Source organism: Prescottella agglutinans (genome assembly GCF_004011865.1).
GTDB classification, from domain to species: domain Bacteria; phylum Actinomycetota; class Actinomycetes; order Mycobacteriales; family Mycobacteriaceae; genus Prescottella; species Prescottella agglutinans.
On the sequence record NZ_RKLP01000001.1, the window covers coordinates 120,670 to 132,391 of the forward strand.

Genomic DNA, 11,722 nt, shown 5'->3' on the forward strand with positions numbered 1-11,722 from the left:
CCGTAGGGTTGTCGCCGGGTCGGCGTGCGGGTCCGACCACCGACGAGGAACACAGGCGGAACACAGGATGATCTTCAGGGGCGTCAGGGACGGCAAGCCGTACCCGGATCACGGATTGACATTGCGGGACTGGTCCCAGATTCCCCCGCGCCAGGTGCGCCTGGACGAGATCGTGACCACCACCAGGGTCCTCGAACTCGATCGCCTGCTGGACGAGGACTCCACCTTCTACGGCGACCTGTTCCCGCACGCGGTGTTGTGGCGCGGCGTGATCTACCTGGAGGACGGCGTGCACCACGCGGTGCGGTCCGCGCTGCGCAACCGGGTCGTGCTGCACGCGCGGGTCTTCGACTACGACGCGATCGCCTGAGTTCCGCCGAGCGGGCGGTCCCGGACCATCGGCCGAGTGCCGACCCTGGCAGCCGCCCGTTCGGCGATCAGCTCAGGATGTCACCAGTTACACGGTCGAACGACTTCCAATCCAGTGCGTCAAGCTCGGTGTAATCGCCTTCGAGCCAGGCCCACAGCAGGCCCACGATCTGTGCTTCGTCGTTGACGACAGTCTGTCTGCTCGGAGCTGGCGGCGGCGCGTCGGACCATTCGAGGTGGAAGTCGGTGGCGCTGTTGCGATAGGTCTGGATGTAACCGGGTTCGTCAGGTCGGTCCACGACCATGAAGGTGTTGCCCCGCTGCAGTGGGATGCAACGCACCCAGTACTCGAGGTGCTCACGGGTCAGTGTCGTAAGCTCTCGGCCGCCCACACTCACGTAGAGATCGCGGTGGACGACAGGCACCGGATCCGGCAGACGGTCGTCCCACGGTCCGGCGAAACGCGAATCAGAACTCATCTTCGTACTCCCAGCCGTAGTGCACCTGCGCATGCGACACCAGCCGGGTAGCCCGCGCCGTCAGCATTTTCTCGAAGGCGGGCGCCCAGCGGTAGAACCCGCTGAAGTTCACCGTGTCATCGCCGGAATCGGCACGCACGGACAGATCCGCCCCCCTGCCGCGCATGCTGACGAACACTTCGTCATCCAGCTGATGTTCCCGCATGACCTCGGTCAGCAGCCTCGTCATGCCAACCTGCTCCCGGTCGTCGCGCAACCCGGAGATCTCCATGTAGACGCCTATATTCACAGACACGCGGCCGACCATATCGACGCCCACCGACAACTACGAGCGACCAGCTCCAGCCCTCGGTGGGGGCACCGCGTCGGTCGGGGAAGCCACCGGCAGTGACAGCGTGATCGGCCCCGACTGTGGGCCGCCCCTGATGCGGTCGGCAGTCGCAGTGCTTCTCATCGGGACGGGGACCGGCTCCATCGCCGACGATTCCCCCTGGCTCGACTGCTACGAATTCGCCGGCCCGAGGAACCCGGGCGGACGGAGTTGCGTATCGAGGGTTCAGCTCAGGATGTCGCGGATGACGCCGTCGGCGAGCAACCTGCCGCGGTCGGTGAGCACCAGGCGGTCATCGATGCGCGAGAGCAACCCATCCGCGACGACCTGCTCGGCGGCCGCTAGCTCACTCGGGCGCAGGTCCGACGCCGGCAGCCCGGACCGCAGCCGCATCGTAAGCATCACCCGTTCGACATGCCGGTCCTCCGCGGTGAGGGTTTCGCTGTCCGCGGCGGGCAGGACCCCGGACGCCAGCTCGTCGGCGTAGCGGGCCGGGTGCTTGACGTTCCACCAGCGCACCCCGCCGACGTGGCTGTGCGCGCCCGGTCCGGCACCCCACCAGTCGCCGCCGTCCCAGTACCCGATGTTGTGCCTGCACTCCGCGCCGGGCTTCGACCAGTTCGACACCTCGTACCAGCCCAGGCCCGCGTCCGCGAGGCGGGCGTCGATGCGTTCGTAGCGGGCGGCGAGGACGTCGTCGTCCGGAGCAGGCAGTTCGCCACGCCGGACCTTGCGGGCCAGCGCCGTGCCGTCCTCGACGATCAGCGAGTACGCCGAGACGTGATCGACGTCGGCGGAGAGCACCGCGTCGAGGGTCGCGTCGAGGTCCTCGTCGCGCTCGCCGGGCGTCCCGTAGATCATGTCGAGGTTCACGTGCCCGAACCCGGCCGCCCGGGCCTCCTTCGCCGCGGCGACAGCACGGCCCGGCGTGTGGGTGCGGTCGAGGACGCGCAGCACGTGCTGCGCTGCGGACTGCATGCCGAGCGAGACCCGGGTGTAGCCGGCGCCGCGGATGGTGTCGAAGAACTCCGGCGACGTCGACTCCGGGTTCGACTCGGTGGTCACCTCGGCGCCCGGAGCGAGGCCGAAACTCGACCGGACGGCCGCCAGCACGTCCGCCAGCCCGTCGCCGCCGAGGAGCGACGGCGTGCCGCCGCCGACGAAGACCGTCTGCGCTGCGGGCACGGCCGCGTCCCCTCGCCCCAGCATCGCCGCACCGGCGTCGAGTTCGCGGCGCAGGCCCTCGAGCCACGACTGCGGCGACGCCAAGGTGCCGAGTTCGCCCGCGGTGTAGGTGTTGAAGTCGCAGTAGCCGCACCGCGTCGCGCAGAACGGGACGTGCACGTAGATACCGAAGGGACGCGACCCGACGCCGGCCAGAGCCGAGGCGGGAAGTTCGAAGGGTGTCGAGGCGACGGCAGGGGTCGAGGCGGCGGATCCACTCACGTCTCCAGTGTCCCAGCAACCCGATGTGCCGACACCGACGCCCGCCCATCAGGACATTTCCCGAGAATTTCGGGGAAATACGCTCCCGATGGTCGGCAGAGCGCGAATCGCATGGCACAATGGCCCGCATGACAGATACCGGGGTGCGATTGGTGGCCAGGCGCCACGTCGACCTCAAGCGTGTCTGTAGCTGTTGTTGTCTGCCCTGCGGCGTGTAGCAGCCCGGCGTTCCCTGCCCTGAAGCAGCGGCGCTCGCCTGCGTTCGTCTCCCCACGTTAGGCCCGTAATCCGGCCGGCCGAGGACGACCCCCGCGAGGAAACAGCCCTCCTCTCCCAGTCTTCGACCGGTGCACCGTGAGATTCACGAAATTCAGGAGCACCCATGACGTCGACCACCGACGCCGAATCTGCCGTGAGCCCGCCGGCGCGCACCCCGCGTCCGAAGAAGCGCGCCTCCGAGGGCCAGTGGGCCCTCGGCTACCGCGAACCGCTCAACGCCAACGAGCAGATCAAGAAGGACGACAACCCGCTCAACGTCCGCGCCCGCATCGAGAACATCTACTCGAAGCAGGGCTTCGACAGCATCGACAAGGCCGACCTGCGCGGCCGCATGCGCTGGTGGGGCCTGTACACGCAGCGCGAAGAGGGCTACGACGGCACCTTCACCGGCGACGAGAACATCGACCTGCTCGAGGCCAAGTACTTCATGATGCGGGTGCGCTGCGACGCCGGCGCCCTGACCGCCCAGCAGTTGCGCACGATCGGTGAGCTGTCGACCGAGTTCGGCCGCGACACCGCCGACCTCTCCGACCGCGAGAACGTCCAGTACCACTGGATCGAGATCGAGAACGTTCCCGAGATCTGGCAGCGACTCGAGGCCGTCGGCCTCAAGACCACCGAGGCGTGCGGCGACTGCCCGCGTGTGGTTCTCGGTTCCCCGCTGGCCGGGGAGTCGTTCGACGAGATCCTCGATCCGACCCCGGCGATCGACGAGATCGTCCGCCGCTACATCGGCGATCCCGAGTACTCGAACCTGCCGCGCAAGTTCAAGACCGCGATCTCCGGGCAGCAGGACGTGGTGCACGAGATCAACGACGTCGCGTTCGTGGGCGTGAACCACCCCGAGCACGGCCCGGGCCTGGACCTGTGGGTCGGCGGCGGCCTGTCGACGAATCCGATGCTGGCGCAGCGCGTCGGTGTGTGGGTGCCGCTCGACGAGGTCCCGGACGTGTGGGAGGCCGTGGTCTCGATCTTCCGCGACTACGGCTACCGCCGCCTGCGTGCCAAGGCGCGGCTGAAGTTCCTGATCAAGGACTGGGGCATCGAAAAGTTCCGCGAAGTTCTCGAGACGGAGTACCTGAAGCGCAAGCTCATCGACGGCCCGGCCCCGGAGAAGCCCGCCCGCCCGATCGACCACATCGGCGTCCAGAAGCTGCGCAACGGCCTCAACGCGGTCGGCTTCTCCCCCATCGCCGGCCGCGTGTCGGGCACCATCCTGACGCAGGTCGCCGACGCGGCGGCGCGGATCGGCTCGGACCGCATCCGCTTCACCCCGTACCAGAAGCTGATCGTGCTCGACGTCGCCGACGACAAGGTCGAGGAGCTGATCGCCGAACTGCAGCCGCTGGGCCTGCATGCCCGGCCATCGCATTGGCGCCGGAATCTCTTGGCGTGCAGTGGCATCGAGTTCTGCAAGCTGTCGTTCGTGGAGACCCGCAAGCGGTCCCAGGTGCTCGCGCCGGAACTCGAGGAGCGGCTCGCGGACATCAACGCGCAGCTCGACGTCCCGATCACGATCAACATCAACGGCTGCCCCAACTCGTGCGGCCGGTCCCAGATCGCCGACATCGGCTTCAAGGGCCAGTTGGTCGACGACGGCGAGGGCAACCAGGTCGAGGGCTTCCAGGTTCACCTGGGCGGCAGCCTCGGTCTCGACAGCGCGTTCGGCCGGAAGCTGCGCCAGCACAAGGTGACCAGCGACGAACTCGGCGACTACATCGACCGGGTGGTGCGGAACTTCGTGAAGCACCGCAACGAGGGTGAACGCTTTGCACAGTGGGCAGTTCGAGCAGACGAGGGGGATTTGCGATGACGGTTGATCTGACGACGGCGACCGAGGACGACCTGCGGGCTTTGGCCGCGCGGGGCGCAGCGGAACTGGACGGGGCCTCCGCCCAGGAACTGCTGCGGTGGACGGAGGACACGTTCGGGTCCGACTACATCGTGGCGTCGAACATGCAGGACGGCGTCCTGGTTCATCTTGCGGCACAGGTGCATCCCGGCGTGGACGTGCTGTTCCTCGAGACCGGCTACCACTTCCCCGAGACCATCGGCACCCGCGACGCGGTGGAGCAGGTGTACGGGGTCAACGTCATCAACGCGCAGGCCGAGGCCTCCGTCGCCGAGCAGGACGCGGCCGAGGGCAAGGACCTGTTCGCCCGCGAGCCCAACCGCTGCTGCGCGCTGCGCAAGGTGGCACCGCTGAAGGCGACGCTGAAGAACTACCGGGCGTGGGTCACCGGCATCCGCCGGGTCGAGGCCCCCACCCGGGCGAACGCCCCGCTCATCTCGTTCGACGAGGCGTTCGGACTGGTGAAGATCAACCCCATCGCCGCGTGGTCGGACGACGACATGCAGGCGTACATCGACGAGCACTCGATCCTGGTGAATCCGCTCGTCGACGAGGGGTATCCGTCCATCGGGTGCGCTCCGTGCACCGCGAAACCTCTCCCCGGCACCGATCCGCGCAGCGGCCGGTGGGCCGGTTCGGCCAAGACAGAATGCGGGTTGCACGCGTCATGACAATCGACATCTCACTCCCCGAGCCGCGGCTTGCGCTGGACGGCAACAAGTTCGACACCCTCGACGCTCTCGAGTCCGAGGCCATCCACATCTTCCGTGAGGTGGCGGGCGAGTTCGAGCGGCCCGTGATCCTGTTCTCGGGCGGCAAGGACTCCACGGTGCTGCTGCACCTGGCCATCAAGGCCTTCTGGCCGGCGCCGCTGCCGTTCGCCCTGCTGCACGTGGACACCGGCCACAACCTGCCGGAGGTGCTGGACTTCCGCGATCACGTCGTCGCGAAGTACAACCTGCGCCTGCACGTGGCCAAGGTCGAGGACTACCTCGCCGACGGCCGGCTCACCGAGCGCCCCGACGGAATCCGCAATCCGCTGCAGACCGTGCCGCTGCTCGACGCGATCGCCGAGAACCGCTTCGACGCGGTGTTCGGCGGTGCCCGGCGCGACGAGGAGCGTGCCCGCGCCAAGGAGCGGATCTTCTCGCTGCGCAACGCGTTCGGACAGTGGGACCCCAAGCGGCAGCGCCCCGAGCTGTGGAACCTGTACAACGGCCGGCACTCGCCCGGCGAGCAGGTGCGGGTGTTTCCGCTCAGCAACTTCACCGAGCTCGACATCTGGCGCTACATCGCGCGCGACAACGTCGAGCTGGCGAGCATCTACTACGCCCACCAGCGTCCGGTGTATCAGCGTGACGGCATGTGGATGACGCCCGGCGTGTGGGGTGGACCGGCCGAGGGCGAGGAGCTGCAGACTCTGTCGGTGCGCTACCGCACCGTCGGCGACGGCTCCACCACCGGCGCGGTCCTGTCCGAGGCCGCCGACAACGAGGCGATCCTGGCCGAGGTCGCGGCGTCCCGACTGACCGAGCGCGGCGCCACCCGCGGCGACGACCGAGTTTCCGAAGCGGCCATGGAAGACCGCAAGCGAGAGGGCTACTTCTGATCATGAGCGACCTGTTGCGCCTGGCTACGGCCGGCAGCGTCGACGACGGCAAGTCCACCCTCGTGGGCCGGCTGCTCTACGACACCAAATCCGTTCTGGCCGACCAGATCGACGCCGTGACCCGCGCGTCGGTCGACAAGGGCCTGTCCACCCCCGACCTGTCGCTGCTCGTCGACGGCCTGCGCGCCGAGCGCGAGCAGGGCATCACGATCGACGTCGCGTACCGCTACTTCGCGACGCCGCGACGCTCGTTCGTGCTCGCCGACACCCCGGGACACGTGCAGTACACCCGCAACACCGTCTCGGGTGCCTCCACCGCACAGCTGGTGATCCTGCTGGTCGACGCCCGAAAGGGCGTCATCTCGCAGACCCGCAAGCACGCCGCGGTGCTGGCGCTGCTCGGGGTGCCGCGGCTGGTGCTGGCGGTCAACAAGATCGACCTCGTCGAGGATCCGGCGCAGGTGTTCGCCGACATCTCCGCCGAGTTCCGGTCGCTGACCGGTTCGCTCGGTTGGGACGACGCCGACGTGCACGCCATCCCGGTGTCGGCGCTGCACGGCGACAACGTCGCGGTGGCGTCGGAGAACACGCCGTACTACGACGGTCCGACGCTGATCGAGCACCTCGAGTCGGTGCCCGTCGACAGCGACAACGAGGGCAAGCACGCGGTGGGCCTGCGGTTCCCGGTGCAGTACGTGATTCGTCCGCGCACCGCCGAGTTCCCCGACTACCGCGGCTACGCGGGTCAGGTCGCGGCCGGATCCGTCGTGCCCGGCGACGAGGTCGTGATCCTGCCGTCCGGCACCCGGACGACGGTCACCCGCATCGACACCGCCGACGGCGAACTCGACGTCGCGCACGCGGGTCGCAGCGTGACGCTGGTGCTCGCCGACGACGTCGACGTCTCCCGCGGCGACACCATCGCCGCGCCGTCCGGGGCTCCCGAGCCGATCGGCGAGTTCGACGCCACCGTGTGCTGGCTGGCCGAGAAGCCGCTGCGTCCGGGCGCGCGGCTGCTGCTCAAGCACGGCACCCGCACCACGCAGGCGATCGTCGGTGCGCTGGTCGAGCGCCTCGACGAGCAGGAGCTGACATCCGAGCTGTCCCCGGAGACGCTCGAGCTCAACGAGATCGGCAAGATCTCGGTGCGCGTCGCGGAGCCGATCGTCGCCGACGACTACACCGTCAACCGGCACACCGGCAGCTTCCTGCTGATCGATCCGGCCGGCGGCAACACGCTCGCGGCCGGCCTCGTCGGCGACGCAATCGCCGCCGTCGAACTCGGTGAGCGGGTCTGACACCTTGACTGCGCCGCTGATTGCCGTCGCGCACGGCAGCCGTGACCCCCGATCCGCTCGGGTGGTCACGGCTGCCGTGGCGGCGATCCGCGCGCGGCGACCGGACCTCGACGTCCGGCTGTGCTTCCTCGACCTGAACGCGCCGTCGGTGGACCAGGTCGTCGATGCCGTCGCCGCGGAGGGCCACTCCACGGCGATCGCGGTCCCACTACTGCTCGGCAGCGCCTTTCACGCCCGGGTGGATCTGCCCGGGATCCTCGCGGCGGCGCGCGCCCGGCACCCACGGCTGACCCTGGTCCAGTCGGACGTTCTGGGCCACGATCGACGACTGGTCGCAGCGGTGCGGGACCGGATCTCGGCGGCGGGGATCGCCACCGACGACGCCGACACCGGTGTCGTACTGGTCGGGGTCGGGTCGTCCGACCGGAGGGCGAACGAGCGCACCCGCGCGCTCGCACCGATCCTCGCCGAGGGCACCGCGTGGGCGGGCGTCACGACATGCTTCGCAACGTCTACGGAACCGACTATCGGACAGTCCATTTCACTGCTGCGCTCGCGAGGGGTCGAGCGCATCGTGATCGCCCCGTGGTTCCTGGCACCCGGACGCCTGACCGACAGGGTCGGCGCCGCTGCCCTGGCGTCCGCACCCGACGCGATCTTCGCCGACACCATCGGGGCTCACCGCGGCCTGGTCGACGTGGCGCTCGACCGGTACCGGGCCGCCCTCCCCACGTTCACGCGGGTCGAGCGGTCCGCCTGACCGGCCGCGTTACAGCAGTTCCGCGCGCAACTGTTCGGGAGACTTCGGCGACAGCAGGCCCGGGGCCACGTCGTACACGGTGTGCGCGCCGATCCGGCCGTCCGCGTTCAACCGGTACACCGCCCGCGCGTACGCCACCAGGACGCTCGCGGTGAACTCGGGATTGCTGCCCAGCGCGAGGCTGTACTCGACGGTCTGCACGTTCCCGGTACCGGTGGATCCACTGCGGATCACGAAGCCGCCGTGCGGCATTCCCCCGTGATCGCGCGCGAGAGTGTCCGCGTCGACGAAGTGGACGACCGTGTCGTACTGATCGAAGTAGTCGGGCATCGTCACGATCGCCTCACGGACCACATCGGCATCGGCACCTGTGTCGAGGACGACGAAGCACTCGCGGGTGTGCTTCTCACGGGTCGTCAATTCGGGCCGGCTGCCGCCACGCACCTTCGCCATCGCCACCTCCGACGGCAGCGTGTACTGCACGGCGGCAGCGACACCGGGCACCCGGCGCACTGCGTCGGAGTGGCCCTGGCTGACACCACGCCCCCAGAAGGTGTAGGTCTCACCCACGGGCAGGATCGCCTCGCCGTAGACACGGTTGATCGAGAACAACCCCGGGTCCCAGCCGGTCGAGATCAGCGCCGTGCGGCCGGCGTTGCGTGCCGGGGCATCGACGGCGGCGAAGTATTCGGGGATGCGGGCATGCGTATCGAAGCTGTCCACGGTGTTGAATCGCGCCGCCAACTCCGGGCCCTGCTGCGGCAGATCCGACTTCGAACCCCCGCACAGGATCAGCACGTCGATCTCGTCCTCGTACCCGGCGAGTGCATCCCAACCGAACACCGCCGTGTCCGGCCGCTGTGGCACGAGCGCCGCCGGGTCGCGTCGGGTGAACACCCCCACCAACGTCATGTCCGCGCTCGCCGCGACCGCGGACTCCACGCCTCGACCCAGATTGCCGTATCCGGCGATACCGATACGGATCCGACCGCTTACCACTACGCCTCCTAGCAGGGCAGACGTCCGTCGACTGCCCAACCGCCCACCGTACCTGGACCGTAAGGCCGTTGATCACTGTCGCTCGCGACGTGACCTCGACGCCGCGCCCGGCGTCGTCTTCGCCGACACGATCGGCGCGCAGCAGCCGCAGGGCAACTCTCCGTCTACCCCCTACAGTGGGTCGGTGACGAAGGAGAAACGCGCGACGGCAAGCGCCGCGTCGCTGCGCGGCAGATGGAGCCCCGAGGATGCCGCCCTGCTCGCGAGTCGGTTCGTCGACCAGGCCCGGTTCGTCGGGCGCACACACGAGATCGCGTCCCCACACGGGACCACGGTCGAAGGGCGCGTCGACCTGCGTGGCGTGAACGCAGCCCGCGGATACTCGCTCTCGATCAAGTACCTGACGCTGGAGCGGCTCGACCTGAGCCATGCACGGGGTTCGTTGCACATCTTCGAGACCGAGGTGACGGACAGCCGCTTCGACAAGATCTCCGCGGCGGACAGCGTGCTCGACCGCCTCTTCGCGCGGTGCAGCTTTCGCTCGGCGCGCCTCACCCGGGCCCGCATCGGGCGCAAGATCGTCGACTGCGACTTCACGGGCGCGTCGCTGCGCAAGATCACCCTGGGCGAGAACACCGTATTCGAGCGGTGCGTGTTCGACGGGACGGACCTCGCCGACGCGAAACTCGCCGGCGGCCGTTTCGTGGACTGCACGTTCGCCGACGTCCGGTTCTCGGCACTCACGACGTTCGACCGGTGCGACTTCCGGGGCGCGCTGCCCGACCTCGGGCCCGCGCGGCGTGTCCGGTGCACCCACGACGGCTCTCCCCTGCCCGACGGTTGGCCCGGCGAGACGGACGCCGAGGCACTCGAGCGCGACTACGTCGACCGCTACGTCCGCGCGGTGCGCGAAGGGACCGCGGAGACGATGCCGCTGGAACCCGAGTCACCGCCGCACTGACGCGCCTCACCCTGCAGAGGACGGATCGCTGCTCTCGTCGCCACGGAACGTCGACCCGCGCTTCCCGAGCACCTCCGCGAGCACCCGGATCGCCTTGGGTCCCACCCCGTGGAGCGCGAGCAGTTCCTTCCGGGAATGCCGCGCCACGGCCTCGAGCGTCGTGATTCCGGCCTGCCGCAGCGCCCGGGTCGCGGGCCGGCCGATCGCCGTCGGCAACTCCCCGACGCCGGGTTCCGCGGTCTCGGCCGCCGGCGTCTCGGCCGCGAGCCGCTGCGGCGCCCGGGACAACCACGCCCGGCGAACGAGGTCGTTCAGCCGGCGGCCGTCGACATCGGCGAGCGGGAGGCGGACCCCGATCGTGAGGTCCTGCCGGGTGATCGGCTCGGCGGTCGGGTGGGAAGCGACGATCTCGGCGACCGCGTCCTCGGGCAACCTCAGCTGCACGCCCCGACCATCCCGCGTGACCGACGCGAAGACACGTCCGCGCACCCGGTACGCCTCGAGCCCGAAGTGGGTGCCGCTGGTGACGTCGGGCAGCGACGTGGCGGTGTTGCGGAGCTGACGGAGCGTCGTCATGCACGAGATCGTAGGGTCACCCGAGCGTGGCGTCGAGCACATCCGCTTTACCTCGAGCTAACTCGAGGTTCTAGCGTCGGATCTGTCATCCCACAGACACGACGAAGGGCCTCGCCTTGACCACCGCGACATCGACGTCCCAGCTCAGCGACGACTTCCGGCGCGCCTTCCGCGGGCATCCCGCCGGCGTCACGGTCGTCACCGCACAAGGCCGCTGCGGCCCGGTCGGTCTCACGTCGTCGTCCGTCGCGTCGGTGTCCGCGGACCCTGCCGTCCTCGGATTCTCGCTGCAGTCGGTCCGTGGGTCCGCCGCCGAGATCGCGCAGGCCCGGAGCCTGCTGATCCACCTGCTCACGGCGGAGAACGTGGAACTGGCCCGCCGGTTCGCGACACCCGACCGGACGCGGTTCGGTGCGGAGACCGCCTGGTCACCCCTCGCGACCGGCGAACCCCTCCTGCACGGAACCGGCACGGTCCTGCGCTGCACGCCGCTGTCGACGACGGCGGCGGGACCGGCGCTCGTCGTCGTCGCGGCGGTCGACCGGATCCTCGAACCGGAATCCCTCGCCGGTCCGCTGGTCTACAGCGACCGCGCGTACCACTGCGTGAACTCCGGGACCGCCCTCCGCTGAACGAAGGATCTCATGCACACGCCGGCCCCGAACGCCGCCGAGACGGCGACCGGCAGCACCGCATCGTCGTGGTGGGGTTCGTCGGGCTCCTGACCCCCTGCGCGAAAGGCCCGGCCCCGCAGCGGGGCCGG

The 11,722-nt window shown here is 69.3% G+C and carries 14 protein-coding genes; 9 read left to right on the forward strand and 5 right to left on the reverse strand.

Annotated elements, in window-relative coordinates; translation table 11 throughout:
- Window positions 1-67 precede the first annotated feature (67 nt).
- A complete protein-coding gene (locus tag EGT67_RS00625; RefSeq protein ID WP_127914119.1) occupies window positions 68-370 on the forward strand; it encodes a type II toxin-antitoxin system VapB family antitoxin in 303 nt (100 codons plus the stop codon).
- Between the two features lie 67 nt (window positions 371-437).
- On the opposite strand, the gene EGT67_RS00630 is transcribed toward EGT67_RS00625, so the two are convergent.
- The 3 genes from EGT67_RS00630 to hemW all read right to left on the reverse strand — a co-directional run bounded on the left by EGT67_RS00630 (window position 438) and on the right by hemW (window position 2,625).
- Window positions 438-848 (reverse strand): hypothetical protein, encoded by a 411-nt coding sequence (locus EGT67_RS00630; protein ID WP_127914120.1) that lies wholly within the window; start codon window positions 846-848, stop codon window positions 438-440.
- Window positions 838-1,119 (reverse strand): hypothetical protein, encoded by a 282-nt coding sequence (locus tag EGT67_RS00635; protein ID WP_127914121.1) that lies wholly within the window; start codon window positions 1,117-1,119, stop codon window positions 838-840. Before EGT67_RS00635 ends, EGT67_RS00630 begins: the two co-directional genes overlap by 11 nt.
- A 285-nt stretch (window positions 1,120-1,404) precedes the next feature.
- Window positions 1,405-2,625: a radical SAM family heme chaperone HemW gene (gene hemW / locus EGT67_RS00640; RefSeq protein WP_127914122.1), complete on the reverse strand. Its 1,221-nt coding sequence runs from the start codon at window positions 2,623-2,625 to the stop codon at window positions 1,405-1,407.
- Window positions 2,626-2,753: 128 nt separating this feature from the next.
- Between hemW and EGT67_RS25575 the strand changes: the two genes are divergently transcribed.
- From EGT67_RS25575 to EGT67_RS00665, 6 genes are all read left to right on the forward strand, one after another.
- On the forward strand, window positions 2,754-2,843 hold the full coding sequence (locus tag EGT67_RS25575) for an Ms4527A family Cys-rich leader peptide (RefSeq protein WP_368076962.1): 90 nt from the start codon (window positions 2,754-2,756) through the stop codon (window positions 2,841-2,843).
- Between the two features lie 164 nt (window positions 2,844-3,007).
- Entirely contained in the window at window positions 3,008-4,717 is a 1,710-nt protein-coding gene (locus tag EGT67_RS00645; RefSeq protein WP_127914123.1) for a nitrite/sulfite reductase, read from the forward strand.
- Window positions 4,714-5,427 carry a phosphoadenylyl-sulfate reductase gene (locus tag EGT67_RS00650; protein ID WP_127914124.1) on the forward strand — a complete coding sequence of 238 codons (714 nt, stop codon included), beginning with the start codon at window positions 4,714-4,716 and terminating at the stop codon, window positions 5,425-5,427. Before EGT67_RS00645 ends, EGT67_RS00650 begins: the two co-directional genes overlap by 4 nt.
- Window positions 5,424-6,365 carry a sulfate adenylyltransferase subunit CysD gene (cysD, locus tag EGT67_RS00655; protein WP_127914125.1) on the forward strand — a complete coding sequence of 314 codons (942 nt, stop codon included), beginning with the start codon at window positions 5,424-5,426 and terminating at the stop codon, window positions 6,363-6,365. The genes EGT67_RS00650 and cysD overlap by 4 nt, the downstream gene beginning before the upstream one ends.
- Before the next feature lie 2 nt (window positions 6,366-6,367).
- Complete coding sequence (locus EGT67_RS00660; RefSeq protein ID WP_127914126.1) at window positions 6,368-7,663, forward strand: sulfate adenylyltransferase subunit 1; 1,296 nt, start codon at window positions 6,368-6,370, stop codon at window positions 7,661-7,663.
- A gap of 4 nt (window positions 7,664-7,667) precedes the next feature.
- A complete protein-coding gene (locus tag EGT67_RS00665) occupies window positions 7,668-8,423 on the forward strand; it encodes a sirohydrochlorin chelatase (protein WP_241565831.1) in 756 nt (251 codons plus the stop codon).
- A 9-nt stretch (window positions 8,424-8,432) separates the two neighbouring features.
- On the opposite strand, the gene EGT67_RS00670 is transcribed toward EGT67_RS00665, so the two are convergent.
- Window positions 8,433-9,422: a diaminopimelate dehydrogenase gene (locus EGT67_RS00670; protein WP_127914128.1), complete on the reverse strand. Its 990-nt coding sequence runs from the start codon at window positions 9,420-9,422 to the stop codon at window positions 8,433-8,435.
- A 184-nt stretch (window positions 9,423-9,606) separates the two neighbouring features.
- On the opposite strand from EGT67_RS00670, the gene EGT67_RS00675 reads away from it, so the two are divergent.
- Window positions 9,607-10,383, forward strand: coding sequence for a pentapeptide repeat-containing protein (locus tag EGT67_RS00675; protein ID WP_127914129.1), 777 nt, complete (start codon window positions 9,607-9,609; stop codon window positions 10,381-10,383).
- 6 nt (window positions 10,384-10,389) lie between these two features.
- Here EGT67_RS00675 and EGT67_RS00680 read toward each other — a convergent pair whose 3' ends face one another.
- Window positions 10,390-10,959 (reverse strand): MmcQ/YjbR family DNA-binding protein, encoded by a 570-nt coding sequence (locus EGT67_RS00680; RefSeq protein WP_127914130.1) that lies wholly within the window; start codon window positions 10,957-10,959, stop codon window positions 10,390-10,392.
- A gap of 116 nt (window positions 10,960-11,075) precedes the next feature.
- Between EGT67_RS00680 and EGT67_RS00685 the strand changes: the two genes are divergently transcribed.
- Window positions 11,076-11,591 carry a flavin reductase family protein gene (locus EGT67_RS00685; protein WP_127914131.1) on the forward strand — a complete coding sequence of 172 codons (516 nt, stop codon included), beginning with the start codon at window positions 11,076-11,078 and terminating at the stop codon, window positions 11,589-11,591.
- Window positions 11,592-11,722: the final 131 nt, after the last annotated feature.